At 47.4% G+C, this 25,337-nt stretch carries 31 protein-coding genes; 30 read left to right on the top strand and 1 reads right to left on the bottom strand.

The window, feature by feature from the left end; translation table 11 throughout:
* Positions 1–27: 27 nt before the first annotated feature.
* From FO441_RS09410 to fabZ, 27 genes are all read left to right on the top strand, one after another.
* Complete coding sequence (locus FO441_RS09410) at positions 28–885, top strand: class II fructose-bisphosphate aldolase (protein WP_145289184.1); 858 nt, start codon at positions 28–30, stop codon at positions 883–885.
* Between the two features lie 149 nt (positions 886–1,034).
* On the top strand, positions 1,035–1,685 hold the full coding sequence (gene fsa / locus FO441_RS09405) for a fructose-6-phosphate aldolase (RefSeq protein WP_145289180.1): 651 nt from the start codon (positions 1,035–1,037) through the stop codon (positions 1,683–1,685).
* 27 nt (positions 1,686–1,712) lie between these two features.
* Entirely contained in the window at positions 1,713–2,981 is a 1,269-nt protein-coding gene (locus tag FO441_RS09400) for a UDP-N-acetylglucosamine 1-carboxyvinyltransferase (RefSeq protein WP_145289177.1), read from the top strand.
* Between the two features lie 189 nt (positions 2,982–3,170).
* Entirely contained in the window at positions 3,171–4,487 is a 1,317-nt protein-coding gene (gene rho / locus FO441_RS09395; RefSeq protein ID WP_145289174.1) for a transcription termination factor Rho, read from the top strand.
* A 117-nt stretch (positions 4,488–4,604) separates the two neighbouring features.
* Positions 4,605–4,820, top strand: coding sequence for a 50S ribosomal protein L31 (rpmE, locus tag FO441_RS09390; protein WP_145289169.1), 216 nt, complete (start codon positions 4,605–4,607; stop codon positions 4,818–4,820).
* A gap of 98 nt (positions 4,821–4,918) precedes the next feature.
* Positions 4,919–5,998, top strand: coding sequence for a peptide chain release factor 1 (gene prfA, locus FO441_RS09385; RefSeq protein WP_145289167.1), 1,080 nt, complete (start codon positions 4,919–4,921; stop codon positions 5,996–5,998).
* Positions 5,985–6,878, top strand: a complete 894-nt coding sequence (gene prmC / locus FO441_RS09380; protein ID WP_145289164.1) for a peptide chain release factor N(5)-glutamine methyltransferase — start codon at positions 5,985–5,987, stop codon at positions 6,876–6,878. The genes prfA and prmC overlap by 14 nt, the downstream gene beginning before the upstream one ends.
* Positions 6,838–7,884, top strand: coding sequence for an L-threonylcarbamoyladenylate synthase (locus tag FO441_RS09375; protein ID WP_145289161.1), 1,047 nt, complete (start codon positions 6,838–6,840; stop codon positions 7,882–7,884). Before prmC ends, FO441_RS09375 begins: the two co-directional genes overlap by 41 nt.
* Entirely contained in the window at positions 7,881–8,294 is a 414-nt protein-coding gene (locus tag FO441_RS09370) for an arsenate reductase/protein-tyrosine-phosphatase family protein (RefSeq protein ID WP_145289158.1), read from the top strand. Before FO441_RS09375 ends, FO441_RS09370 begins: the two co-directional genes overlap by 4 nt.
* Positions 8,295–8,355: 61 nt before the next feature.
* Positions 8,356–8,784 (top strand): ribose 5-phosphate isomerase B, encoded by a 429-nt coding sequence (gene rpiB, locus FO441_RS09365; RefSeq protein WP_145289155.1) that lies wholly within the window; start codon positions 8,356–8,358, stop codon positions 8,782–8,784.
* Complete coding sequence (locus FO441_RS09360) at positions 8,753–9,298, top strand: TIGR01440 family protein (RefSeq protein WP_145289152.1); 546 nt, start codon at positions 8,753–8,755, stop codon at positions 9,296–9,298. Before rpiB ends, FO441_RS09360 begins: the two co-directional genes overlap by 32 nt.
* Before the next feature lie 23 nt (positions 9,299–9,321).
* On the top strand, positions 9,322–10,557 hold the full coding sequence (locus FO441_RS09355; protein ID WP_145289149.1) for a serine hydroxymethyltransferase: 1,236 nt from the start codon (positions 9,322–9,324) through the stop codon (positions 10,555–10,557).
* Positions 10,558–10,620: 63 nt separating this feature from the next.
* A complete protein-coding gene (gene upp, locus FO441_RS09350) occupies positions 10,621–11,250 on the top strand; it encodes a uracil phosphoribosyltransferase (RefSeq protein ID WP_145289147.1) in 630 nt (209 codons plus the stop codon).
* 21 nt (positions 11,251–11,271) lie between these two features.
* Positions 11,272–12,405 (top strand): non-hydrolyzing UDP-N-acetylglucosamine 2-epimerase, encoded by a 1,134-nt coding sequence (wecB, locus tag FO441_RS09345; protein WP_145289144.1) that lies wholly within the window; start codon positions 11,272–11,274, stop codon positions 12,403–12,405.
* A gap of 151 nt (positions 12,406–12,556) precedes the next feature.
* A complete protein-coding gene (locus tag FO441_RS09340) occupies positions 12,557–12,910 on the top strand; it encodes a hypothetical protein (protein ID WP_145289141.1) in 354 nt (117 codons plus the stop codon).
* 13 nt (positions 12,911–12,923) lie between these two features.
* Complete coding sequence (atpB, locus tag FO441_RS09335; protein WP_145289138.1) at positions 12,924–13,658, top strand: F0F1 ATP synthase subunit A; 735 nt, start codon at positions 12,924–12,926, stop codon at positions 13,656–13,658.
* A gap of 53 nt (positions 13,659–13,711) precedes the next feature.
* Positions 13,712–13,927 carry a F0F1 ATP synthase subunit C gene (atpE, locus tag FO441_RS09330; protein WP_031545243.1) on the top strand — a complete coding sequence of 72 codons (216 nt, stop codon included), beginning with the start codon at positions 13,712–13,714 and terminating at the stop codon, positions 13,925–13,927.
* Between the two features lie 99 nt (positions 13,928–14,026).
* Positions 14,027–14,542 (top strand): F0F1 ATP synthase subunit B, encoded by a 516-nt coding sequence (locus tag FO441_RS09325; protein WP_145289135.1) that lies wholly within the window; start codon positions 14,027–14,029, stop codon positions 14,540–14,542.
* Entirely contained in the window at positions 14,542–15,084 is a 543-nt protein-coding gene (gene atpH, locus FO441_RS09320; RefSeq protein WP_145289132.1) for an ATP synthase F1 subunit delta, read from the top strand. The genes FO441_RS09325 and atpH overlap by 1 nt, the downstream gene beginning before the upstream one ends.
* 17 nt (positions 15,085–15,101) lie before the next feature.
* Positions 15,102–16,610: a F0F1 ATP synthase subunit alpha gene (gene atpA, locus FO441_RS09315; RefSeq protein ID WP_145289129.1), complete on the top strand. Its 1,509-nt coding sequence runs from the start codon at positions 15,102–15,104 to the stop codon at positions 16,608–16,610.
* 32 nt (positions 16,611–16,642) lie between these two features.
* A complete protein-coding gene (gene atpG / locus FO441_RS09310) occupies positions 16,643–17,518 on the top strand; it encodes an ATP synthase F1 subunit gamma (protein WP_145289127.1) in 876 nt (291 codons plus the stop codon).
* A gap of 22 nt (positions 17,519–17,540) precedes the next feature.
* Positions 17,541–18,953, top strand: coding sequence for a F0F1 ATP synthase subunit beta (atpD, locus tag FO441_RS09305; RefSeq protein WP_145289123.1), 1,413 nt, complete (start codon positions 17,541–17,543; stop codon positions 18,951–18,953).
* Positions 18,954–18,971: 18 nt separating this feature from the next.
* On the top strand, positions 18,972–19,379 hold the full coding sequence (locus tag FO441_RS09300; RefSeq protein WP_145289120.1) for a F0F1 ATP synthase subunit epsilon: 408 nt from the start codon (positions 18,972–18,974) through the stop codon (positions 19,377–19,379).
* Positions 19,380–19,428: 49 nt separating this feature from the next.
* On the top strand, positions 19,429–19,656 hold the full coding sequence (locus FO441_RS09295) for a DUF1146 family protein (RefSeq protein ID WP_145289118.1): 228 nt from the start codon (positions 19,429–19,431) through the stop codon (positions 19,654–19,656).
* A gap of 78 nt (positions 19,657–19,734) precedes the next feature.
* Positions 19,735–21,027: a UDP-N-acetylglucosamine 1-carboxyvinyltransferase gene (murA, locus tag FO441_RS09290; protein ID WP_145289115.1), complete on the top strand. Its 1,293-nt coding sequence runs from the start codon at positions 19,735–19,737 to the stop codon at positions 21,025–21,027.
* Between the two features lie 12 nt (positions 21,028–21,039).
* Positions 21,040–21,228, top strand: a complete 189-nt coding sequence (locus FO441_RS09285; RefSeq protein WP_145289112.1) for a DNA-directed RNA polymerase subunit beta — start codon at positions 21,040–21,042, stop codon at positions 21,226–21,228.
* Between the two features lie 4 nt (positions 21,229–21,232).
* Entirely contained in the window at positions 21,233–21,676 is a 444-nt protein-coding gene (fabZ, locus tag FO441_RS09280) for a 3-hydroxyacyl-ACP dehydratase FabZ (RefSeq protein WP_145289110.1), read from the top strand.
* Here the strand turns inward: fabZ and FO441_RS09275 are convergent, their stop codons facing one another.
* On the bottom strand, positions 21,677–22,102 hold the full coding sequence (locus FO441_RS09275; RefSeq protein ID WP_145289107.1) for a YwpF family protein: 426 nt from the start codon (positions 22,100–22,102) through the stop codon (positions 21,677–21,679).
* A gap of 191 nt (positions 22,103–22,293) precedes the next feature.
* Between FO441_RS09275 and FO441_RS09270 the strand changes: the two genes are divergently transcribed.
* The 3 genes from FO441_RS09270 to yidC all read left to right on the top strand — a co-directional run bounded on the left by FO441_RS09270 (position 22,294) and on the right by yidC (position 25,337).
* Positions 22,294–22,878 (top strand): single-stranded DNA-binding protein, encoded by a 585-nt coding sequence (locus FO441_RS09270; RefSeq protein WP_145289103.1) that lies wholly within the window; start codon positions 22,294–22,296, stop codon positions 22,876–22,878.
* Positions 22,879–23,348: 470 nt separating this feature from the next.
* Positions 23,349–24,272, top strand: a complete 924-nt coding sequence (locus FO441_RS09265) for a transglycosylase family protein (RefSeq protein ID WP_145289100.1) — start codon at positions 23,349–23,351, stop codon at positions 24,270–24,272.
* 195 nt (positions 24,273–24,467) lie between these two features.
* Positions 24,468–25,337: a membrane protein insertase YidC gene (gene yidC, locus FO441_RS09260; protein WP_145289097.1), complete on the top strand. Its 870-nt coding sequence runs from the start codon at positions 24,468–24,470 to the stop codon at positions 25,335–25,337.

Raw genomic sequence — 25,337 nt, 5'->3', positions numbered from 1 at the left:
GAACGAACTTTTAGGAGGAAATCAACAATGCCTTTAGTATCAATGACAGAAATGCTCAACAAAGCAAGAAAAGAAGGATATGCAGTCGGGCAGTACAACGTGAACAACCTGGAATTCGCCCAAGGTATCCTGATGGCATCACAGGAAGAGAATGCACCCGTCATCCTTGGTGTTTCGGAAGGCGCTGCAAGATATATGAGCGGCATGAAGACGGTGGTCAAAATGATCGAAGGTCTGATGTCCGATATGAATATCACAATCCCGGTCGCAATCCACCTGGATCACGGTTCAAGCTATGAGAAATGCATCGAAGCAATCGGGGCCGGATTCACATCCGTCATGATCGACGCTTCCCACGGACCTTTCGAAGATAATATTGCCACTACTAGAAGAGTTGTGGAGTATGCACACGAAAGAGGCGTTTCTGTCGAAGCGGAACTTGGTGTGGTCGGTGGACAGGAAGACGATGTCATTGCTGACGGCGTCATCTATGCAGACCCTGAAGAGTGCCGTGAGCTCGTTGAAAAAACAGGCATCGACTGCCTCGCGCCAGCCCTCGGTTCCGTTCACGGCCCTTACAAAGGTGAGCCGAATCTTGGGTTCAAAGAAATGGAAGAGATTGGCAACCAATCCGATATCCCACTCGTTCTGCATGGTGGTACAGGCATCCCGACAAAGGATATCCAGAAAGCGATCTCCCTTGGTTCAGCCAAGATCAATGTAAACACTGAAAGCCAGATTGCTTCAGCAAAACGTGTAAGAGAAGTGCTTGCAAATGACTCTGAAGTCTATGATCCACGCAAGTATCTCGGACCGATGAGAGAAGCAGTCAAAGAAACAGTACAAGGTAAAATCAAGGAATTTGGCACATCCGATAAAGCCTAGGATGAGGAAAGCCGTCCCATTCGGGATGGCTTTTATTTGATTAATGCAGCAAAAATGTATAAAGTTTGATAAAGTGCAATATTCATTGCCGAGTCGGCAAGGAGTATCCTATAATGAAATAACAATCTAATCGGAGGTGCATTGTTTCCATGAAATATTTTATTGATACAGCGAATATGGATGAAATAAGAGAAATCAATGAGTGGGGTGTACTTGCTGGTGTCACAACCAACCCTTCGCTCGTTGCGAAAGAGAAAGGCATTTCCTTCCACGATCGTCTCGTTGAAATATGTGAACTGGTCGGCGGTCCTGTAAGTGGTGAGGTCATTTCCCTGGATGCAGAAGGCATGATCGAGGAAGGCCGCGAACTGGCTAAGCTTCATGAGCATATCGTCGTCAAGATTCCGATGACGGAAGAGGGAATGAAAGCTGTCAGAGTACTGTCTTCTGAAGGCATCAAGACGAATGTGACACTCATATTCAATACAGTACAGGCGCTTACAGCAGCGCGTTCAGGTGCGACGTACGTCTCTCCATTCATCGGCAGACTCGATGATATCGGACTTGTCGGCATGGATCTGATCGATGATATTTACCACATTTTCACTGTTCATGATATCGATACGGAAATCATTGCTGCTTCCATCAGAAATGAAGCGCATGTGCATGGTGCAGCCACTGCAGGTGCGCATATCGCTACGATTCCATACAAAGTCCTGAAGAAGCTCACACAGCATCCTCTGACTGAGAAGGGGATCGAAAAGTTCCTGGAAGACTGGAACAGTATAAAGGACCAGTAGGCGGTCTGCCATATAAGGAGAAGAATTATGAGTAAAGAAGTAATCAAAGTCAGAGGCGGCAGGGCACTGACCGGCGAAGTTGAGATCAGCGGGGCCAAAAACAGTGCAGTTGCCCTGATTCCTGCGTCCCTGATGGCCTCTGAAGGCGAAGTCATACTGGAAGGGCTCCCGGAAATTTCAGACGTCAAAACATTGATGAGTCTTCTGAATGACCTTAATATAGGAACCGAACTGGACGGCACGACATTGAAGATCAATGCTGAAGGTGCTGAGAACATGCCGTTGCCGAATACTAAAGTGCAGTCATTGCGTGCCTCCTACTATATGATGGGTGCAATGCTGGCACGCTTCAAGAAATGTGTCATCGGTCTGCCTGGTGGATGTCCACTCGGCCCACGGCCGATCGATCAGCACATCAAAGGCTTTGAAGCACTGGGTGCAAAGGTGACGAACGAACATGGTGCAATGTATCTGATTGCAGATGAACTGAAAGGCGCCAAAATCTTCTTTGATGTCGTATCGGTAGGCGCGACAATCAATCTGATGATTGCGGCGAGCTGTGCGGAAGGCAGGACCATTCTTGAAAATGTGGCGAAGGAGCCTGAAGTGGTGGATGTCGCTTCACTGCTCAACAACATGGGCGCTGATATACGAGGTGCCGGTACGGATACGATCAAAGTCAATGGCGTGAAAAACCTTCACGGTACAAGGCACAATATCATTCCGGACCGCATTGAAGCGGGTACCTATATGATCACCGGCGCCGCGGTCGGTGAGAATTTCACGGTGCGCAACATCATCCCGACCCATATGGAATCACTCACTGCGAAACTTGAGGAACTGGGTGTGGAGATCGAGGTCGGCGATGACTGGGCGACCATTACAAAACCTGAAATCTACCGTCCGATCTCTGTGAAGACGCAAGTCTATCCAGGTTTCGCGACGGATCTGCAGCAGCCGTTGACCCCGCTCCTTTTCAAGGCGGACGGTGTCAGCAAAATCACCGAAACAATCTATCCTGCGCGCTTCAGGCATGTGGATGAACTCGTGAGGATGGATGCCAAGATCGAGCAGAATAGCGGATCGGCGCTCATCTTCCCTTCGCAGCTCAAAGGCACACATGTCTATGCGAGTGATCTCAGGGCAGGTGCCTGTCTATTGATATCCGGTCTGACGGCAGAAGGGGTAACGACCATCCATAACGTCAATCATATCGACCGGGGCTATACGGATATCGTCAAAAAACTGGCGCATCTCGGCGCTGACATATGGCGTGAGGAGACAGAAGAGGACTGAATCCAGTAGAACTCGGACTGCATATGCAGTCCGAGTTTGCTTTTTGCTTGCAGTCATTTCCTTTTCTGGATCAACTTTATTTTTATGAAGCAATGGTGTAGAATATGGAATGGTCAAAGCCCCACCCCACTGCCTTCCCCTGTACCTCCCTTGTATCAAGACTTCAATACATGAAAGCGAAGTGAAAGTATGGCTGAAAGAGATTCCAAGGAACTGAAGTATGAATCCTTTGATGCACTCTATAAGAAGAACAACACCAAGGAACTGACTGTACGGGCAAAAGAGCTCGGTCTTTCCAACTATAGCCGTCTGAATAAAAAAGAACTTGTCCTGGCCATAATGGAGGCGCAGATGGAAAAGGACGGCAACTACTATATGGAAGGTGTCCTGGATGACATCCAAGCCGATGGGTATGGATTTCTGCGTACGGTCAACTTTTCCAAAGGGGAAAAGGACATCTACATATCCGCTTCCCAGATCAGAAGATTCGAACTGAAAAAAGGGGATAAGGTTACCGGAAAAGTACGCCGTCCCAAAGAAAATGAAAAATACTACGGCCTGCTCCAGGTGGATTTCATCAATGATCAGAATGCCGAACAGGTCAAAAAGCGTCCGCACTTCCAGGCACTGACACCCCTGTATCCTGAAGAACGTATCAAGCTTGAGAACAGGCCGACGGATCTGTCCACACGGATCATGGATCTTGTGACGCCGATCGGTTTCGGGCAGCGGGGCATGATTGTCGCGCCGCCGAAAGCCGGAAAGACTTCTCTCCTGAAGGAAATCGCAAATGCGATGACCGAGAACCACCCTGATACGAAACTGTTCATTCTGCTTATCGGTGAACGCCCGGAAGAGGTGACAGACCTTGAACGTTCCGTCGAGGATGCAGAAGTGGTCCACTCGACTTTCGATGAACCGCCCGAACATCACGTCAAAGTTGCCGAACTGCTTCTCGAACGATCGAAGCGTCTCGTTGAGATGGGCGAGGACGTCATCATACTGATGGATTCCATTACGCGACTGGCACGTGCATACAACCTGGTCATCCCGCCAAGCGGCCGTACATTATCAGGTGGTCTCGATCCGGCAAGTCTGCATAGACCGAAGCATTTCTTCGGTGCTGCCAGAAACATAGAGGCGGGCGGAAGTCTGACAATCCTTTCGACTGCGCTGGTGGATACCGGTAGTCGCATGGATGATGTCATCTATGAGGAATTCAAGGGAACAGGCAACATGGAATTGCATCTCGACCGCCACTTGAGCGAGCGTAGAATCTATCCGGCAATCGATATCAGGCGTTCAAGTACAAGAAAAGAGGAGCTGCTGCTCGATAAGCGGGAACTCGATGTCCTATGGCAGCTGAGAAATCTTTTCACGGATGCCCCTGACTTTACGGAACGGTTCCTTAAAATATTGAAGCAGACAAAGACGAATGAAGAATTTTTCGACGTGCTGAGGCAGCGGATGCTGTCCTCACAGTCGACAGGCCGTCCGGTAATCTGATCGAGCATCACCCCTTGATTTTTTAAGGGAGATCATGTATAATATATAAGTATCGAAGTGGAAACCCCACTAATAAACTCTGTGCCAGATGGTTCAGGGCAAAGGAGATGTAAATAAATGAAACAAGCAATTCACCCGGAATACAACAAGGTAAACGTAGTGTGCTCTTGCGGCAACGAATTCCAAACAGGTTCAGTAAACAATGAAGACATCAGAGTAGAGGTCTGCTCTGAGTGCCACCCATTCTACACTGGACGTCAGAAATTCGCTTCTGCAGATGGCCGTATTGAAAAGTTCAACAAAAAATTCGGTTTCAAAAGCGCAAACGAATAATAGAGATCAACTGTACTGGAGTCTTACTCCAGTACAGTTTTTTTATGTCCAGATATGGTATAATTGATGAGATTAAAGAGATGAAAAGGTGAAATTATATGTTTGATCAACTTGAAATAATTGAAAATCGCTATGAACAGCTGAACGAACTGCTGAGCGACCCGGATGTTGTCAGCGATTCCGACAAGCTGCGGACATATTCCAAGGAGCAGAGCGATCTCCAGAAGACAGTGGAAGTCTTCAGGGAATACAAGCAGCACAAGGAGACGATCGAAGAGTCCCGGGCAATGATGAAGGAAACGGATGATAAGGAAATGCTTGAGATGATCAAAGAAGAGATCTCCGAGTCCGAGAAGGCGATTCCGGCGCTTGAGGACCAGTTGAAATTCCTCCTGATTCCAAAAGATCCGAATGACGACAAGAACGTCATCGTGGAGATCAGAGGAGCAGCGGGTGGCGATGAAGCACAGATCTTTGCCGGCAACCTGTTCAGAATGTACTCGCGCTATGCAGAAGAGAGTGGCTGGAAGATAGAAGTTGTGGAAGCCAATGCCAACGACCATGGCGGCTATAAGGAAATCAGTTTCCTGGTCCAGGGTGAAGGGGCATTCTCGAAATTGAAGTTCGAAAACGGCGCCCACCGTGTCCAGCGTGTTCCAGAAACGGAATCCGGTGGCCGGATACACACATCCACTGCAACAGTGGCGGTACTGCCTGAAGTGGAGGATGTGGAGGTTGATATCCGCAATGAAGATATCAAAATAGATACCTACCGTTCAAGTGGGGCAGGGGGACAGCACGTCAATACTACCGACTCTGCAGTCCGTATCACCCACCTGCCGTCAGGTGTTGTTGTAACTTCACAGGACGAAAAGTCACAGATCAAGAACCGTGAGCGTGCAATGAAGGTTCTGAAGGCACGTGTCTATGACATGATGCTGCAGGAAGCCACAGCGGAATATGCCGAGAAGCGTAAAAGCGCAGTCGGCACCGGTGACCGCTCCGAAAGGATCAGAACCTACAACTATCCTCAGAATCGTGTGACCGATCACCGTATCGGCCTGACCATCCAGAAGCTTGACCAGATCATTGAAGGAAAACTCGATGAAGTCATCGAGGCACTGACAATCGAGGAGCAGACGAGCAAACTGGAAGAACTGAACAATGCATCCCTATAGCTATAGAGAGATGGTTAAAGAGGCGAAAGCCTCTTTAAGCGTATCAGGGGGAGAAATCCAGCCGGCAACCCTGCTGCTGGAAGACCTTTTTGAAATGAATATGACCCGCTTCCTATTGGACGGCGACAAAGAAGTGCCTGCTCTGGATAGAGCACGGTATGAGGCGGCAATCAGGCGTATATCAGAAGGTGAACCCTATCAGTACGTTGTCGGGCATGCCTGGTTTTACGGCGAGAAATTCACTGTTACTGAGGACACGCTGATTCCGCGCAATGAAACGGAGGAGCTTGTGGAAATTGTTCTGGCCAGGGAACAGGACACGGGGAAAACAGTGGTGGATATCGGCTGTGGTACAGGCGCCATCGGCTTGACTTTGTCTGCCGCCTGGCAGAACAATACAGTAATATTGACCGATGTTTCCGAACCGGCGCTTCGAGTGGCGGGAACGAATGCAGAGAAGCTGGGGATGAATCCTGATTTTCTTTCAGGGCATCTTTTTGAACCACTGGTTGAAAGAAATATCAAAGTGGACTGCGTCGTCTCCAATCCTCCCTATATTGGAAAGGATGAACTCGGGGACATGGGTGGGTCGGTCATTGCGCACGAGCCGGCACTGGCCCTGTTTGCTGAGGATGACGGTCTGGCCCTCTATAAACAGATGGTGGACCAGCTGGATAGCGTGCTGAACGAGCGGGGTACGGTCTATTTTGAAATCGGCTGGAAGCAGGCTGATGTGCTTCGTGCATATATCAGGCAGCGCTGGCCGGGAGTTGAACCGAAAGTGGAGAAGGATATGAATGGAAACGATAGAATACTGCATTTCAGATGGGAGGTCCAGTATGAAGACCAAAATTTGGGACATCAGAACGGATCAGCTTAAAGATGAGGTGACCGCTTCGAAACTTGATGAAATAAAGACGGCTCTGGAATATGGTGAAGTCATCGGCATTCCGACGGAAACGGTATATGGTCTTGCGGGTGACGCAAGAAATCCCGAAGCGATACAGAAGATATTTTCCGCCAAGAACCGCCCAGGGGATAATCCCCTCATTGTACATGTTCACAGCATGGATCAGCTGGCCGATTTTACGGAACCGCTGGATCCCAAGGTAGAGACATTGATGAAGCATTTCTGGCCGGGACCGATTTCATTCATTCTGCCGCTGAAAGGCAGTGTACTGGCCGGTAATACTGTGGCGGAACTGGATTCGGTGGCAGTCAGGATGCCGAGTCATCCGGTGGGCCACGCAATACTCGAGAAGGTCGGTTTTCCACTTGCTGCACCGAGTGCCAATCTGAGCGGCAAGCCTTCCCCCACCGATTTCAGCCATGTCATCGACGACTTGAACGGCAAAGTATATGGCGTGGTGGCAAGCGATCCCGCGACGTACGGGCTGGAAAGTACAGTGCTCGACTGTACACAGTTTCCTTACCGTATCGCCAGACCAGGAAGCATTACCAAAGGGGGTCTGGAAAGTGTGCTGAAGGAAGTGGTCAGCAAGCATCATGGAGATGATGAACGGCCGATTGCACCAGGAATGAAGTATAAGCATTATGCGCCGCATCAGCCGCTTGTTGTGGTGGAGGGCGGCTTCAAGAACAACACCCACCTGCGACTCGAGGAAGACCAGAAAGTGGGGGTGATTGCGCCTGAATCCGTACGCAACCTGATTCCGGACGGCATCTATTTCATCAGCCTGTGCTCGGGGGAGAACGACTACCGCGAGGCTGGACGCAACCTTTATGCTGCACTGAGGAAGATGGACAAGTCGGATGTGGATAAGATCTATATCCATGGTTTTCCTAAAAAAGAAGAGACCGAAGCGCTGATGAACCGGATTCATAAGGCGACAGGCAATGAAATCATCAAGGAAGAATCGGAATGAAGATCATATTCGTCTGTACAGGAAATACATGCAGGAGCCCTCTGGCCGAAAGCTATGCCAGAACGAAGTTCAGCACGGAAAATGTTGTTTTCGAATCCCGCGGACTGATGGTCCAGCCGGGCGGAATCAACCATATTTCACAGAATATCGTGGAGCGCGAAAATCTTGTTATGCCTTCAGATCCCGCACCGCTGACAGAAGACGATGCAAAGGAAGCGCTGCTGCTCGTGATGACCGATGCCCACAGACGGGCTGTCATGGGAAGGTTTCCAACTGCGGATGTCCGGATGATCAGTGAATTTGCAGAAGGATATGAAGCGGATATTCTCGACCCATACGGCGGTGGCATGGAGGACTACGAACGCACTTTCATCGAATTGAAAGGTTTTATCGACAAATTCAAGTTCTGATTTGCTTATGACCGCTTTTCTCTGTAAGCTTTTGATATATAATATAGATGAGGTGAAGATTATGAAAGTGATTATTGCTTCTGATCATGGTGGATTCAATCTTAAAGGTACAGTTGTTGCGGCGCTCAAGGATAGAGGTGTGGAAATCACCGATTTCGGTCCCGATTCCGCTGATTCAGTGGACTATCCCGACTATGCACGTCCTGTAGCAGAGAAGGTCGCTTCTGGTGAATTCGACCGCGGTATTCTTGTCTGTGGGACAGGTATCGGAATGAGCATCAGCGCAAACAAGGTCAAGGGCATCCGCTGCGCGCTTGTCCATGACACTTTTTCAGCAAGAGCAACAAGAGCCCATAACAACTCGAACATGCTGGCAATGGGCGAGCGGGTGATCGGCCCCGGTCTGGCCCAGGATATTGTAGATATCTGGCTTGAGACCGATTATGAGGGGGGCAGGCATGAACAAAGAGTTTGCAAGATTGAAGAGTGATCTCGACACGTTGATTGAGCAGCTGGAAGCTGCAGATTTCTTCAGGAATGGAGAGAAGCTGCTCATCGGCTGTTCCACATCCGAAGTGATGGGACATCACATCGGTCGGCAGAGCTCGATGGAAGTGGCGGAACTGATATACGATGCCTTCCATCAGGCCGCAGAGCGCCATCAGATGCATGTCATGTTCCAAGGTTGCGAACATATCAACCGTGCGGTTACCATGGAACGTAAGACAGCACATGCAGGTGGCCTGCCGCCGGTCAGCGTCGTGCCCCATCGTACAGCCGGAGGCAGCCTGAGCGAGTATGCCTATAATCACCTTGATGATCCGGTAGTGGTGGAGCATGCTGCAGCCGACCGCGGCATCGACATCGGACAGACGCTGATCGGCATGCATATCCGGCACGTTGCAGTCCCTTTCAGAGTGGAGCAGAGAACAGTCAATGCAGCCAATGTCACTATCGCATATTCCAGACCTAAACTTATCGGCGGCCCTCGCGCACAATACTAAACTTGCAATCAAGGAGAGAAGACATGTCATTTATTGAATCACAGGACCCTAAACTTTTTGAAACTATCGAAGCAGAACTGGATCGCCAGAACAACAACATCGAACTGATCGCATCAGAGAACTTTGTATCACAAGCAGTACTTGAGGCTCAAGGTTCAATACTTACCAACAAATACGCTGAAGGCTATCCGCATAAGCGCTATTATGGTGGGTGTGAGAATGTGGACGTTGCCGAAGATCTGGCACGTGAAAGAGTGAAACAGCTTTTTGGTGCGGATCATGCGAACGTCCAGCCCCATTCCGGGTCACAGGCCAATATGGCTGTCTATTTCTCTGTTCTGGAGCCGGGAGATACAGTTCTCGGCATGAATCTCAATCATGGCGGACACCTGACACACGGCAGTTCAGTCAACTTCAGTGGTAAACTTTTCAACTTTGTCGAGTATGGAGTAAGCAAAGAAGATGAAGTGATCGATTATGACGATCTCCTTGATATTGCCAAAGAGCATAAACCGAAGATGATCGTTGCAGGCGGAAGCGCGTACTCGAAGGCCATAGATTTCAGCAAGTTCCGTGAAATCGCTGATGCGGTTGATGCGTATCTGATGGTGGATATGGCACACATCGCCGGACTCGTTGCTGCAGGGCTGCATCCAGATCCGGTACCTTATGCCGATTTCGTAACTTCCACAACGCACAAGACGCTGAGAGGCCCACGTGGCGGTCTGATCCTGACCAAGGAGGAGCATGCCAAGAAAGTGGATAAGAACATCTTCCCAGGCATTCAGGGCGGCCCTCTTATGCATGTTATCGCAGCAAAAGCTGTTGCTTTCGGCGAAGCGCTGAACCCGGATTTCAAAGTGTACCAGGAACAGGTCGTGAAAAATGCACAGGTACTTGCAGATCGTCTTGCTGAAGGTGGACTCCGCATCGTCAGTGGTGGCACGGAAAACCACATCGTTCTTGTCGACGTGAAAAGTTTCGGTCTGACAGGCAAGCAGGCAGAGGAAGCATTGGATGAAATCGGCATCACCTGCAATAAGAACACCATTCCATTCGACGAGGAATCTCCGTTTGTAACAAGCGGTATCCGCCTCGGCACGCCGGCGATGACAACACGTGGGTTCAAGGAAGAGGAGATGCAGGAAGTTGCAGATCTGATTGTTGAAACACTGAGTGATATTAAAGAAGGCACGAAGTATGAAACGCTGAAGGATAGAGTGACGGCACTGACGTCCAAATTCCCACTATATAAATAAAATGACCATGCCGGAATAGGGTTTGCCTTATTTCGGCATGATTGAGAGAACTGGAGGATAAATATGTCCAAAGTACACGTAATGGATCACCCGCTGATCCAGCATAAGATGAGCTACATCAGAGATGAGAAGACGGGCACCAAGGAATTCAGAGAGCTTGTTGATGAAGTAGGCATGCTCATGGCCTATGAAGTCACACGGGATCTGTCGCTGGAAGATGTAGAGGTGGATACACCGGTCACACGCACAACAGCCAAGAGGCTGAGTGGCAAAAAGCTTGGAATCGTTCCTATTCTGAGAGCAGGTCTTGGCATGCAGGAAGGCATACTTAAACTGATTCCTTCAGCACGGGTCGGACACATCGGCCTGTATCGCGATCCTGAGACACTTGAAGCAATCGAATACTATGCCAAGTTCCCGGGAGATATCGAGGAGAGGGACATGTTCGTCATCGACCCGATGCTCGCCACTGGTGCATCAGCGGTAGAGGCCATCACTGCAGTGAAGAAACGTGGCGCGACCAAAGTACGGTTCATCTGTCTGATTGCTGCCCCTGAAGGCGTTGAAGTCCTGAAAGAAGCACACCCGGATGTGGACATCTATATCGCCGCACTGGATGAGAAACTCAATGAAAAAAGCTATATTGTACCAGGTCTCGGCGATGCCGGAGACAGACTTTTCGGTACAAAATAGAACTGACAAGGAGAAGAATCTATGAAGAAAATCATGACGATATTCGGCACACGACCTGAGGCGATCAAAATGGCACCGCTTGTTCTCGCACTGAAAAATGATCCGGAACTTGAGCCGGTAGTCGTGGTCACTGCACAGCACCGTGAGATGCTCGACCAGGTACTCGAAATTTTCGGCATCACGCCGGACTATGATCTGGATATCATGCAGAAGGGGCAGACACTGTCTGAAGTGACGGGCAGAGTAATCGCCGGCCTCGAGTCTGTTATCAAAGAAGCAGAACCGGACATGATTCTTGTCCATGGAGATACAACGACAACGTTTGCCGGCAGCCTGGCAGCATTCTATAACGAAGTTGACATCGGCCATGTCGAAGCGGGACTGAGAACGAATAATAAATACTCTCCATTCCCTGAAGAGATGAACCGTCAGATGACAGGTGTACTTGCCGACCTTCATTTTGCTCCGACTGAGACGTCCAGAGAGAATCTGCTGCAGGAGAACAAGAAGGCGGACAGCATTTCTGTCACCGGCAACACGGCAATCGATGCGCTCAAGACCACAGTGAACGATGCATATGAAAGTGAGATCATAGACAGGCACAAAGACAACAAGGTGATTCTGCTTACTGCCCATAGAAGGGAAAATATCGGCATGCCGATGGAGAACATCTTCAGTGCGGTACGTGAAATTGTGGAGGAGTTCGAGGATGTTACTGTAGTATATCCGATCCATAAGAACCCTAAAGTGAGGGAGATTGCCAATAAGTATCTGTCCGATCATGATCGGATCGAGATCATCGAGCCGCTCGACGTGTTCGACTTCCATAACTTCGCAGCAAAAAGTCATATCATCATGACCGATTCCGGTGGCGTCCAGGAGGAAGCACCTTCTCTCAGAAAGCCTGTGCTGGTGCTCAGAGATACAACGGAAAGACCGGAAGGCGTAGAAGCAGGGACACTCAAGCTTGCCGGTATAAAGAAGGAAAACATCTACAACCTGACGAAAGAACTGCTGACGGATGACAGTGTCTATCAGAAGATGGCGGAAGCGAGCAACCCTTATGGTGATGGCAAAGCATCACTCAGAATATGTGAAAACATAAAATACTACTATGGAATCAGAGAAGATAAGCCTGAAAGCTTCGATATCTAGGAAATATGTCGATAATATGTCATAAAAAATGTACGCTGAAATTAATTTATCCATAATATTGACATAAAAAATACAAAGATATATCATTACAAGAGTAATGTAACGGTTTACAACAAAAAGCCGCAGAATACACTAGGAGACAGTGTTTAAAGTGCCATTTTTCAGACGATTTTCCCATCATTTCCTTAGATTTTTGCTTTTCCCTCTGATCATCAGCCTACTCATCTATCTGTTTACATTTTCATCTTTTGCAGCCGGACTCGCCTTGGGTACCCTTGCGTCCATTATGCTGCTGTTGAACTGGTACTACAATCTTGAGAAGGCCTACAAGACAGAGGATGGAAGAATCCGGACCGGCACGATTGCGCGCCTTGTGATTGTGATTGTTACATGTCTTTTCTGGGTGAGATTCCCGGATGTTTTCAGCATATTCGGTATAGCGCTCGGGCTTCTGCTCAGCTATATCATGATTCTGTTTCGTGCGATTAAAGAATTGACGAAGTGAAAGAGGTGAGAAAATGGAGCACGGAAATCCGATATTGACAGTAGATGTTTTTGGTCTTCCAGTAACATTCAACCTGTCCACGGTTATGATGATTATTATTTCATCGCTTGTTGTATTTCTGGTTGCTTTCTTCATGACAAGAAATCTATCAGTAAGACCAACAGGAAAAAGTCAAGTACTCATGGAAGTACTGATGAACTTCGTTAAAGGTATCATTTCAGGCAACATGGCCTGGAAACAAGGCGGAAGATTCCACTTCCTGGCCCTCACATTGATTCTATACATATTTGTTGCAAATATGCTTGGGCTGCCTTTTGCTTTCATAGCACCAGACGAAGATCACACACTCTGGTGGAAATCACCAACTGCCGATCCGTCAGTCACTCTGACACTGGCCAGCTTGATGATCGTGCTGACCCACTATTATGGTATCAAAATGCGTGGGACGAAAGCATATCTTAAATCGTACGTACAGCCGGTGTGGTTCATGGCACCGTTCAAGTTCATCGAAGAATTCACATACAATCTTACGCTTGGTCTGCGTCTTTACGGTAACATCTACGCAGGTGAGATTCTACTCTCGCTGCTGATTATGGTAATGGCATCCGGCGCACTCGGTTTCGTTGGTGGATTCATCCCACTGATGATCTGGCAAGGATTCTCAATTTATATTGGTGTCATTCAGGCATTCATATTCGTTATGTTATCAATGGTCTATCTATCCCATAAGGTGAGCGATGACCATTAATATAAAATTATAACCAACCATTTAAAATATTTTAGGAGGAACTATATCTTATGATGAATCTACTCGCAGTAGGTATCGCTGCTGGACTTGCAGCACTCGGCGCAAGTATCGGTATCGGTCTTATCGTTTCCAAAACAGTTGAGGGTGTATCCCGTCAGCCTGAGGCTCGTGGCCCACTCATGACAATCATGTTCATCGGTATCGGTGTTGTTGAGGCCGTTCCGATCATCGCGATTGTTATTTCATTCATGCTTATGTTCATGTTCTAAGAAACGTTACATCTGGCGAAGTCTTCTATCAAGATTTCGCCCTCTTATTATGTCGACTATGAAAATAGAATGAAACTCTCGCGAAAGGAGTGTACATAGGTGGAATTTCTTATATTAGGAGCTACGGACACGGTGCCGGCAGCAATTGGTAACAGTCTGATCCAGCTGGCTGCTTTCATCGTCCTTCTCTTGGTTCTTTCATATTTCGTATGGAAGCCATTGAAAAAAGTGATGGATGAGCGCGAACAGCTGATCCATTCAGAAATAGATGATGCAGAACAGCGCAGGATGGAAGCTGTCAGTCTCAAGGAAGAAAATGAAGCTGTGCTGAGAAATACGCAGGCTGAAATTTCCGAGATGATGGACAATGCAAAAGAGCAGGCGAAGAAAGAGCAAGAAGCAATCATCCATGATGCAAACACACGTGCAAACCAGATGATGGAAGACGCCAAAGCTGATATCGAAAGAGAAAAGCAGAAAGCGATCCGCGATATCAATGATCAGGTGGCTGACATTTCTGTTCTGATTGCTGAGAAGATGATTTCAAAAGAAATCAACAAGCAGGATCAGAAAGATCTCGTTGCAAGATACCTACAGGAAGCAGGGGGTAAATAATGGCTAACTCGGCTCAGAAATATTCCCAGGCTCTGTTCAGTATCGTCAGCGAAAATGGACAGCTCGAAAAAGTCAGAGCGGATTTCGATGAAGTGGTCAAATCAGTGCGTAAAACGCCTGGTTTCATTACTTTCATGAACAATCCCAGAATTTCACGGGAAGATCGCCGGCAGGCAGTAGCGAAAGCTTTCGGCAATGCCAGCGAACCGCTCCGGAATATGCTGCTCATCCTATCAGACCGCAACAGGTTCAATGAGATTGAAGCAGTTCATTCTCATTTCATACAAAATTACAATGCGCATTATAACCAGGAAAATGTAGTGATCGAATCGGTATATCCACTCTCTGATGAGGAAATAGAAAGTATCGGTAAAGTCTTTATCAAAAAGACGGGACTTTCAAAACTGCTCATAGAGAACAGGGTGAATGAATCGCTTATCGGTGGTATCCGTGTATTCATCGGAACCAAAGTATATGACGGCTCGGTGAATGCCCAGCTGTCCGATTTGAAAAACCGGTTCAGAGAAAGAACTAATAGCTAATTAAGGAGTGACATTTGATGGCAATTAAAGCTGATGAAATAAGCGCTCTCCTGAAAAGCCAGATCGAGAACTATGAAGCTGATATGAAAGTATCCGATGTGGGAACAGTCATACAGGTTGGTGACGGTATCGCACTTGCTCATGGTTTGAATGATGCTATGGCTGGAGAACTGCTCGAATTTCCAAGCGGCGTTCTGGGACTTGCCCAGAACCTCGAAGAAAACAATGTTGGTATCGTAATTCTCGGTCCATTCGACGACATTAAAGAAGGCGACGAAGTCAAACGTACAGGACGCATCATGGAAGTACCTGTAGGCGAAGAACTGGTCGGCCGTGTCGTCAATCCTCTGGGACAGCCGATCGACGGCAAAGGACCGATGGGTGCAACAAAAACTAGACCAATCGAAAGCCCGGCAACAGGCGTTATGGCCCGTAAGTCGGTAGATGAACCACTACAGACTGGTATCAAGGCGATCGATGCACTTGTTCCAATCGGTCGTGGACAGCGTGAGCTGATCATCGGTGACCGTCAGACAGGTAAGACGACTGTTGCAATCGATACAATCCTCAACCAGAAGGATCAGGACATGATCTGTGTATACGTGGCAATCGGCCAGAAGGAATCCACAGTTCGTGCAACAGTTGAAACACTCCGTAAAAACGGTGCACTCGACTACACAATCGTCGTTTCTGCAGGTGCTTCAATGCCGGCACCACTGCTCTACATCGCACCATATGCCGGTGTAACAATGGCAGAAGAATTCATGTTCAATGGCAAGCACGTCCTCATCGTATACGATGACCTGACAAAACAGGCTGCTGCATACCGTGAACTTTCACTCCTGCTCAAACGCCCACCAGGCCGTGAAGCCTACCCGGGTGACGTATTCTACCTTCACAGCCGTCTGCTTGAACGTGCAGCGAAGCTCAATGATGAGCTGGGTGGCGGATCCATTACTGCACTGCCTTTCATCGAAACACAGGCTGGTGATATCTCCGCTTTCGTACCAACGAACGTCATCTCCATCACTGACGGTCAGATCTTCCTGCAGTCCGACCTGTTCTTCTCAGGTGTAAGACCTGCGATCAACGCCGGACTCTCCGTTTCCCGTGTTGGTGGTTCTGCACAGATCAAGGCGATGAAGAAGGTTGCCGGTACTCTGAGACTGGACCTTGCAGCATACCGTGAGCTGGAAGCATTTGCCCAGTTCGGTTCCGACCTTGATGAAGCGACAGCTGCCAAGCTTGAGCGCGGTAAACGTACTGTTGAAGTGCTCAAACAGGGTGAAAACAAGCCGCTTGCAGTAGAACGGCAGGTTGCGATCCTCTATGCGCTTGTAAATGGCCACCTTGATGATGTTGCCGTTGAAGATATTACACGTTTCGAAGCAGAATTCCTCAACTGGCTTGATTCAAATCAGCCTGAGCTGCTTAGCGGTATTCGTGAAACAAAACAGCTTCCGGACGACGAAGCTTATGTAAGTGCAATAAACAGCTTCAAGAAACTATTCAACCCATCCAAATAAGGGTGATGAATATAGAATAAGGTGGTGAATTCATGGCTGCACTAAGAGAAATCAAAGGTCGTATCGGATCAACCAAAAAAATGAGCCAGATCACTAGCGCCATGCATATGGTTTCGAACTCCAAGCTCAAGAGGGCAGAGGAGAACGCAAAAAGATTCCAGCCTTACATGGATAAGATCCAGGAGGCTGTCCAGGCCATTGCAACTGGAGATAACACAAGTTCACACCCGATGCTCAGGGAACGTCCTGTAAAGCGTACCGGATACGTGATCATTACATCGGACAGTGGACTGGCCGGTCCGTATAATGCCAACATCCTTAAAGAGATTACCAGTGTAATCAGGGAGCGTCATAATGACAATCCCGATTCCTATGATCTGTTCATCATCGGAAGAATGGGATACGAATTCATGGAGAACCGTGGATACAGTATCACAAACCATCGCATTGGACTGGCTGACCAGCCGGACTTCAGCAGTGTTAAAGAAATTGCTCAGCAGTCGGTCGCACAGTTCTCGAATGAAGATATAGATGAGCTGTACATCGTTTATAACCAGTTCATATCGGTTCTGGAACAGAAAGTGGCGACGAAAAAGCTTCTTCCTCTTAGTGAAGAGGACACCGTCAGCCAGGAACAGGCATCAAATCTTTCCACATACGAGTTTGAACCCGACAAGGAATCGATCCTTGAAACGATTCTTCCTCAATATGCAGAAAGCCTGGTCTACGGGGCGTTGCTGGATGCCAAAGCAAGTGAACATGCGGCGCGTATGACTGCGATGAAAGCTGCGACTGATAATGCAAAAGAACTGGTAGACGATTTGACATTACAATACAACCGTGCAAGACAAGCGGCGATTACCCAGGAGATTACGGAAATCGTTGGTGGTGCATCTGCACTTGAATAAAGAATGACTAGGAGGAAAACGAATGGCTTTAGGTCAAGTAGTTCAAGTCATGGGACCTGTAGTTGACGTGCGTTTCGAAGAGGGCCAGCTGCCTGAACTGAACAACGCACTCTACGTCAACACTGATAAAGATAATGAAGAAGATACTTTGGCTTTGGAAGTCGCGCTTCATCTTGGAGACAACGTCGTAAGAACAATTGCGATGAGTTCTACAGATGGTTTGCAGCGTGGTACTGAAGTTACTAATACAGAAAGCCCGATTTCGGTCCCTGTTGGCCAGATTACACTTGGCCGGGTATTCAACGTACTTGGAGAGCATATCGATCTTGGAGAGGCAATTCCTGCTTCCGAAAGAAGAGACCCGATTCACCGTCAGGCTCCTAAATTCGAAGATCTGTCCACAAACGTTGAAATTCTTGAAACAGGTATCAAAGTAGTAGATCTGCTCGCGCCTTACATCAAAGGTGGTAAGATCGGTCTCTTCGGCGGTGCCGGAGTAGGCAAGACGGTTCTGATCCAGGAACTGATCAACAACATCGCTCAGGAACACGGTGGTATTTCGGTATTTGCCGGTGTTGGAGAGCGTACACGTGAAGGGAACGACCTCTACCACGAAATGAGTGATTCCGGCGTTATCGCGAAAACTGCCATGGTATTCGGTCAGATGAACGAGCCGCCAGGTGCACGTATGCGTGTTGCATTGTCCGGTCTGACAATGGCGGAATACTTCCGTGATGAAGAAGGACAGGATGTCCTGCTCTTCATCGACAACATCTTCCGCTTCACTCAGGCAGGTTCTGAAGTATCCGCCCTGCTCGGACGTATGCCATCAGCGGTAGGCTACCAGCCTACGTTGGCTACGGAAATGGGTCAGCTCCAGGAGCGTATCACATCAACAAACGTCGGTTCAGTAACATCCATCCAGGCAGTATTCGTACCAGCCGATGACTATACTGACCCGGCGCCGGCGCAGACATTCGCCCACTTGGATGCAACGACGAACCTTGAGCGTAAACTCTCCGAAATGGGTATCTATCCTGCGGTGGATCCGCTTGCTTCCACTTCCCGTGCGCTGACACCAGCAGTAGTTGGAGAAGAGCATTACGAAGTCGCACGTGGCGTTCAGGCGACACTTCAGAAGTACCGTGAGCTCCAGGATATCATCGCGATTCTTGGTATGGACGAACTGTCTGAAGAGGACAAGAGAACAGTTTCCCGTGCACGTAGAATCCAGTTCTTCCTGTCCCAGAATTTCCACGTTGCTGAACAGTTCACTGGTCAGAAAGGTTCTTATGTACCTGTCGAGCAGACTGTCAACGACTTCAAGGAAATACTTGATGGCAAGTACGATCATATCCCTGAAGATGCATTCCGTCTTGTAGGCGGCATTTCTGCTGTGCTTGATAAAGCACGTGAGATGGGCGTAGAAGTCTAAAATCGGGAGGGTTAGCAAATGAGTACAATTGCACTGGATGTAGTTACACCAAACGGTTCTGTTTTTTCTGAAGAGGACTGTGAAATCATAATACTCCAGACCAAACAGGGTGAGCTCGGCGTCATGGCCGGCCACGTCCCGACGGTTGCTGCGCTTAAAATCGGCAGTCTGCGTACAAAGATCGATGGACAGTTCGAGTACTTTGCAGTAACAGATGGTTTTGTCGAAATACGTCCTGAAAAGGTGACGGTACTTGTACAGGCTGGCGAGTTTGCTGAAGATATCGACACCGATCGTGCCACAGCGGCAAGAGAACGTGCTGAAGCACTGCTCCAGCAGGCGCGTGACGAAAAAGTTGATAGATATCGTGCTGATCTTGCATTGCAACGTGCGGTCAACCGATTGGATGTAGCAAAACATAAATAATAAATCGACCCGGGCTACTGCCCGGGTTTTTTAAAAGGTGAATAGTAATATGTTGTATTCCCAACTTGCTTTCATGCATATCTTCCTGCATATGCTATGTGTCATTTTTTCATTCTGGGTGCTTGGTGCCCTGAATGTAGATGCGTGGTTCAGAAAAGGCGAAACAGGCCGTATCAGGATGTTCATCATACTGGCTGCTGTACTTCTGGGAAGTGCACTCAGCAACTTCATCATGGACTTTTTCAGGCTTGTTCAGGAAGCAGCCCTGCTATTTTGATAATTGCTTTGCAAACATGTTTATACATCTTTAAAATAGTGAATAGTGTAACGAAAGTAAAAGTATGGAGTGAGAAAAATGGATTCTATAATTGTTAAAGGTGGAAATAAACTATCAGGTTCTGTTGAAATAGAAGGTTCAAAAAATGCTGTATTGCCAATTCTGACGGCTTCTTTGCTTGCAGAAAGCGGAGTATCGAAGCTACATAACGTACCGGATCTATCCGATGTTAAAACGCTGAGTGCACTGCTCGGTCACCTCGGTGCTTCTGTTGTGCCGGAAGGTAAAACGATCACAGTCGATGCAACTGATGAATTGAACTGCAACGCGCCTTTCAATCTGGTTAACAAGATGCGCGCAAGCATGCTGGTCATGGGTCCACTGCTAGGCAGATATGGCTATTGCAACGTTGCAATGCCAGGTGGCTGCGCAATCGGATCAAGACCGGTGGAGCAGCACATCAAAGGACTGGAGAAGATGGGGGCTACTTTCCGTACGGTTGACGGCAGCTTCGAAGGTACGGTCGACGGCAGTCTGAAAGGTGCGAAGATATACCTCGATTTCCCGAGTGTCGGTGCAACGCAGAATCTCATCATGGCTGCCAGCCTGGCTGATGGTGTTACAGAGCTGGAAAACGCTGCAAGAGAGCCTGAGATTGAAGATCTGGCCAACTATATCAATGCGATGGGCGGTAAAGTCCAAGGTGCTGGAACAGGCCATATCACTATTGAAGGTGTTGAAGTACTGCATGGAGCAGAGCATACTGTCATCCCGGACCGGATCGAAGCGGGTACATTCATGATTGCTGGTGCGATAACGCGCAGTGAGATTGTACTGGATAATGTAATGCCGAATCACCTCACTGCACTGATATCGAAGCTGGAAGAAGCAGGTGTGCGCATTGAAGAAGAAGGAAACAGCATCCGTGTCATCCCGGACGAGCAATTGAAGCCGATCAAGGTCAAGACGATGCCGCATCCCGGTTTCCCGACGGACATGCAGAGCCAGATGATGGCCCTGCTGTCTACAGTCAATGGTACAAGCATCATTACGGAAACCATATTCGAAAACAGATTCATGCATGTCAATGAGTTCAGAAATATGGATGCAGACATCGATGTGGAAGATAATCATGCCTTCATAAAAGGTGGCGAAAAACTTGCAGCGGGTCGTGTAAAAGCAACCGATCTGAGAGCGGCAGCTGCGCTGATCCTTGCAGGTTTGGCAGCAGACGGGTATACTGTAGTTACTGAATTAAGACACCTTGACCGCGGGTATGTCAACTTCCATAAGAAGCTGCAGCAGCTTGGAGCCGACATAGAACGGACGGGTGAAAGTTCCACACAGGAAAGTGTGACATTTTCGAAATAAAGAGGTAGTTCTATGGCTGAGCAATCAAAAAAGCTAGTTCACCGCAGATTCCCATTGATTATCAGGATACTGCTGTTCATCTATATTGCCATCATCGTATTCTTTGCAGGATTGATGATCGGCTTCGGCATACTGGATAATCCAATGGAAGTGTTTCGTATAGAGACATGGGAACACATCATCAATTTGACCAAGGAATGATATTATGCTGACTTACGACCAGATCAAAGCGGTTATACCGCATCGTCCCCCTTTTCTTCTTATCGATAAAGTGACCGAGATAGAGCCGGGGGTCAAGTGCTCAGGCATCAAGCAGGTGTCAGGAAACGAGCCTTTTTTCCAAGGGCATTTTCCTGAGTATGCAGTAATGCCCGGCGTGCTGATTGTTGAAGCACTCGCCCAGACAGGTGCAGTTGCTCTGCTTCAGGAAGAGCGTTTCAAAGGCAAGCTGGCCTTCTTTGCGGGCATTGATAAATGCAAATTCAAAAGACAGGTAAAACCTGGGGATACATTGGAACTCACAGTAGAGATCACCAAGCTGAGAGGCCCGATCGGCAAAGGTGACGCTGTTGCTACGGTAGATGGTGAAGTGGCATGCAAATGCGAAATCACTTTTGCAATCCAGGATAACAAAACATCCGATGACTGATCAGTCATCGGATGTTTTTATTTCGGCTTTCGATTCCATCATTGCTTTGAATTCGTTAAGCAGCTGCTCCTGCTCATAGCCTTCATCAAGAAGGTGCGTAAGAAGATCCTGTGCATAGTGCGGACTCTGGACGATGATGCGGCCATTGAAAATCAAGGACAGTGCATTGTCTATTTCATTCATTTCATTGAATATGCCTTTGAATCTTGCTGGTTCATTCGAATGGCGTGTAATCGTCACGAGCAGATCAAGTTCAGCGCCCACCAGCTCCTTGAGTATATCTTTGAAATCCGGTGATGTTGAGATTTCTATCAGCCATGGATCATCCGGTTTTTCATTATTGATGATGATACCATCAATCAGATCCAGTATGATGAAGTTATTTTCGTGTTCAAGCTTCAGTTCCACCACTTTAAATGACTTCATATGCATCCCCCTTTTAAAATAAATACATACCAGCAAATACCGTATATATGAATATGCTTCATTACCATTATAACGTGGGTGATCCCGGAATATATACTAATTGCAGGAAAATGGACCATAAAATCAAATTTACGCGTTTTGCAGAAAATTAAACCACCCTTTATCTTTAGATTCAGGAAGGGGGTGAAAACATGATGAACAAAGTACTGCTCGTCGGGGAGCTCGTAAGGAATGTCACTGTACAGAAGACGGCAAACGGCAGTGTCAATTCATTCATTATTGCTACTGTCAGAGTGCCGAAGGATGAACGGAAAGCGAAGGAAGTTCATTTCATCTACTGCAAGGCATTCGGCAAAGCGCTTCCTAAAGTTCTTTCGGAATCAAAAGAAGGAGAAATTCTTTGCGTCAGCGGTCAGGTGGCCACCACCGTATATACCACGTCCGAAGAGGAGAAGGAATACAGAATGGAAATCTGGGCAGAAAACGTCAAGCGTCTCCCGGATAAGATGAACGACCAGAAAGATATGGGCAATCCTTCCAAACTGATCAGCGATGCTGTCAGGCATTACGACCAATGGGACTATATCGGAGAGCGGTCTGTTCACACTCTGGAGAAGAAAAGTGAAAGCGGCAGTATGACCGAAGAGAAGGAAAAGCATCTGGAGCCACTTGAAAAAATACTTAAAGAGCATAATGGAAAAGATGGAACTGACAGCAGAGCACACACTGCACCGAACAGTGACATCGAGGAGATTAAAACGAAAGCCCTTGCTTGAACATACTCACACCACTCAATTCATACATTCTACACTCACACTACTCACCTAGCTCTGCATGAGGCGAACGCTGCGGTCAGCCCATTTGCAGAGCTTTTTCATGTTTCAAAGGCCTGATGATAACTTTTTTATTACAATGTTGTAGTATTCTATTACGCTTATCTAAAAAAAAGAAATATTCGCTCTTTTTCATGCTTATGTAGAATGGTTGCCGAATCCCGGCACGACAGCTTTCTCCCATAGTCATCTTTAAAGTTATAATTGAAAAATTACTTATATATATAAAATTACACTTAAATTGCAATAATACCTGATATATAGAAACATCACTGTAACATAACTGTAAAGGAAGGCTTTACATTTTATATTTCTGTAACCTATGAAATATTTATATCTGATATAGTACTACATAGTTAATAAAGAAAACACGATATCCAATCGTAAGGGATCAACGGGAGGAAATATTAATTATGAAAAAAGTACTATCGGTCGGGGCAGCAATCGCAGTATCTGGAACACTTGCATATAGCGCAGAAGCAGCGAGCCACACAGTATCCAATGGTGACACGCTTTCAGAAATCGCTTTTGAGAATAATACGACAGTACAATCCATCAAAGCTGAAAACAATCTTTCATCCGATCTTATCCTGCCTGGTCAGGTTCTTGAAGTGAACAACGACGAAAAAGCTGAAAAGAATACTGAAGCAGTAGCAGAAGACGGAACATACACAATCGTTTCCGGTGATACACTTTTTGAAATTGGTCAGAAATTCAACGTAACAGTTTCCAACCTTAAAGCATGGAACAATCTTTCTTCAGATCTTATCTTTGCAGGTAAAACACTTGTAGTTTCTGGTAGCAATGCAGTACAGGAACCAGTTGTAGAAGCACCACAGGTTGAAGAAGTACAAGAAGTACAAGAAGTACAAGAAGTACAACAGGCACCAGCACAGCCTTCTGAGCAGCAAGTTGCTGCAGAGCAGGCTGCTCAAGAACAGGCAGCAGCAGAGCAACGTGCAGCTGAACAAGCAGCAGCAGAGCAACGTGCGGCGGAACAGGCAGCAGCAGAGCAACGTGCGGCGGAACAGGCAGCACAGGAACGCCAGCAGCGTAACCAGGCTCAAGCACAAAACCAATCCACCTCTGCATCAAGCAATGCAAGCGGTCAAAATTGGGGCGCACTTGCACAATGTGAATCAAGCGGCAATGCAAGCGTTGTAAGTTCCAATGGCCTCTACCATGGTCTCTACCAGTTTGATGTTCAGACTTGGAGATCTGTAGGCGGAAGCGGCGTACCTTCCCAGGCTTCTGCAGCAGAGCAGACTAAAAGAGCTCAGATCCTTTATGATCAAAGAGGATCCCAGCCTTGGCCTGTATGTGGTTCAAGACTGTAATATAGATTTTGATTTTTCGGGACTCGGCTTCTGCCGGGTCCTTTTCTATTGATAGCAGTTTGAAATAGTGAATATTTTGTGAGTGTTTCACGATATGGACATAATATTTGCTGTACAGTTCCATAAAATTATTTTTTTACACCACCATATATGTTACAATTTCTTTTATGCGAGAGAATTTATTGAGGTGAAGAAATGAGTAAAAAATGGCTCTTTCCGATAATGATCGGCCTGGTCCTTGTACTGTCCGGGTGTGATTATTCACAGGAAGAAAACAGAAACGGCTTCTTCTATAATACATTCGTCCAGCCGATGGATTCACTGCTTCATTGGCTCGGGGACAACATGAACAATAATTACGGACTGGCAATCATCGTCATCACACTGATCGTCCGTCTGGCAATCTTCCCATTCATGATGCGTACATACAAGAATCAGATGATGATGCGCGAAAAGATGAAAATTGTCAAACCTGAAATGGAAGAGATCCAGAAGAAAGTGAAAGTGGCGACGACACAGGAAGAAAAGATGGAAGCACAGCAGGAGATGATGGGGCTCTACAAGAAGCACGGCATCAATCCACTCAACATGGGTTGTCTGCCGATTGTCATCCAGATGCCTGTCGTCATGGCGCTCTATTTTGCACTCAGGTACCCATCCGAGCAGGGTATTACTGAATACCCTAACTTCCTATGGATGAACCTGACTGAAACGGACTTCTTCATGGTGGCCATTGCAGGCATTGTCTATGCTGCACAGGCATACGTATCCATGCAGTTCGTTCCTGCAGAGCAGCGCAAGCAGATGCAGCTGTTCATGTACATCTCACCAATCATGATCATCTGGATTTCATTGATTTCTCCATCCGCACTGCCGCTCTACTGGGCTGTCGGTGGTATCTTCCTGATCTTCCAGACATGGGCAGGTAATACTTTCTACAAGAAGAAAGTTGCTGAAGAAATGGCTCCGATCATCGAAGCACATGAACGTGAGAAGGCTGAGAAGGAAAAACGCATCAAAAATGCGAAAGTCATGCCGAAGAAGAAACGCAAGAAGAGGACTTGA

It is taken from the genome of Salinicoccus cyprini (genome assembly GCF_007713705.1).
Classification (GTDB): domain Bacteria; phylum Bacillota; class Bacilli; order Staphylococcales; family Salinicoccaceae; genus Salinicoccus; species Salinicoccus cyprini.
This window is presented reverse-complemented; position numbering and strand designations above follow the sequence as displayed.

Excerpts from the sequence above, each read along its gene's own strand:
- FO441_RS09375 (WP_145289161.1), top strand. The coding sequence starts at position 6,838 with ATGAAGACCAAAATTTGGGACATCAGAACGGATCAGCTTAAAGATGAG.
- FO441_RS09370 (WP_145289158.1), top strand. The coding sequence starts at position 7,881 with ATGAAGATCATATTCGTCTGTACAGGAAATACATGCAGGAGCCCTCTG.
- FO441_RS09355 (WP_145289149.1), top strand. The coding sequence starts at position 9,322 with ATGTCATTTATTGAATCACAGGACCCTAAACTTTTTGAAACTATCGAA.
- FO441_RS09360 (WP_145289152.1), top strand. The coding sequence starts at position 8,753 with ATGAACAAAGAGTTTGCAAGATTGAAGAGTGATCTCGACACGTTGATT.
- fsa (WP_145289180.1), top strand. The coding sequence starts at position 1,035 with ATGAAATATTTTATTGATACAGCGAATATGGATGAAATAAGAGAAATC.
- rho (WP_145289174.1), top strand. The coding sequence starts at position 3,171 with ATGGCTGAAAGAGATTCCAAGGAACTGAAGTATGAATCCTTTGATGCA.
- prmC (WP_145289164.1), top strand. The coding sequence starts at position 5,985 with ATGCATCCCTATAGCTATAGAGAGATGGTTAAAGAGGCGAAAGCCTCT.
- upp (WP_145289147.1), top strand. The coding sequence starts at position 10,621 with ATGTCCAAAGTACACGTAATGGATCACCCGCTGATCCAGCATAAGATG.
- yidC (WP_145289097.1), top strand. The coding sequence starts at position 24,468 with ATGAGTAAAAAATGGCTCTTTCCGATAATGATCGGCCTGGTCCTTGTA.
- prfA (WP_145289167.1), top strand. The coding sequence starts at position 4,919 with ATGTTTGATCAACTTGAAATAATTGAAAATCGCTATGAACAGCTGAAC.
- atpG (WP_145289127.1), top strand. The coding sequence starts at position 16,643 with ATGGCTGCACTAAGAGAAATCAAAGGTCGTATCGGATCAACCAAAAAA.
- atpB (WP_145289138.1), top strand. The coding sequence starts at position 12,924 with ATGGAGCACGGAAATCCGATATTGACAGTAGATGTTTTTGGTCTTCCA.
- FO441_RS09270 (WP_145289103.1), top strand. The coding sequence starts at position 22,294 with ATGATGAACAAAGTACTGCTCGTCGGGGAGCTCGTAAGGAATGTCACT.
- FO441_RS09265 (WP_145289100.1), top strand. The coding sequence starts at position 23,349 with ATGAAAAAAGTACTATCGGTCGGGGCAGCAATCGCAGTATCTGGAACA.
- FO441_RS09400 (WP_145289177.1), top strand. The coding sequence starts at position 1,713 with ATGAGTAAAGAAGTAATCAAAGTCAGAGGCGGCAGGGCACTGACCGGC.
- fabZ (WP_145289110.1), top strand. The coding sequence starts at position 21,233 with ATGCTGACTTACGACCAGATCAAAGCGGTTATACCGCATCGTCCCCCT.
- atpD (WP_145289123.1), top strand. The coding sequence starts at position 17,541 with ATGGCTTTAGGTCAAGTAGTTCAAGTCATGGGACCTGTAGTTGACGTG.
- FO441_RS09275 (WP_145289107.1), bottom strand. The coding sequence starts at position 22,102 with ATGAAGTCATTTAAAGTGGTGGAACTGAAGCTTGAACACGAAAATAAC.
- atpH (WP_145289132.1), top strand. The coding sequence starts at position 14,542 with ATGGCTAACTCGGCTCAGAAATATTCCCAGGCTCTGTTCAGTATCGTC.
- FO441_RS09295 (WP_145289118.1), top strand. The coding sequence starts at position 19,429 with ATGTTGTATTCCCAACTTGCTTTCATGCATATCTTCCTGCATATGCTA.
- atpE (WP_031545243.1), top strand. The coding sequence starts at position 13,712 with ATGAATCTACTCGCAGTAGGTATCGCTGCTGGACTTGCAGCACTCGGC.
- rpiB (WP_145289155.1), top strand. The coding sequence starts at position 8,356 with ATGAAAGTGATTATTGCTTCTGATCATGGTGGATTCAATCTTAAAGGT.
- wecB (WP_145289144.1), top strand. The coding sequence starts at position 11,272 with ATGAAGAAAATCATGACGATATTCGGCACACGACCTGAGGCGATCAAA.
- FO441_RS09300 (WP_145289120.1), top strand. The coding sequence starts at position 18,972 with ATGAGTACAATTGCACTGGATGTAGTTACACCAAACGGTTCTGTTTTT.
- rpmE (WP_145289169.1), top strand. The coding sequence starts at position 4,605 with ATGAAACAAGCAATTCACCCGGAATACAACAAGGTAAACGTAGTGTGC.
- FO441_RS09285 (WP_145289112.1), top strand. The coding sequence starts at position 21,040 with ATGGCTGAGCAATCAAAAAAGCTAGTTCACCGCAGATTCCCATTGATT.
- atpA (WP_145289129.1), top strand. The coding sequence starts at position 15,102 with ATGGCAATTAAAGCTGATGAAATAAGCGCTCTCCTGAAAAGCCAGATC.
- murA (WP_145289115.1), top strand. The coding sequence starts at position 19,735 with ATGGATTCTATAATTGTTAAAGGTGGAAATAAACTATCAGGTTCTGTT.
- FO441_RS09410 (WP_145289184.1), top strand. The coding sequence starts at position 28 with ATGCCTTTAGTATCAATGACAGAAATGCTCAACAAAGCAAGAAAAGAA.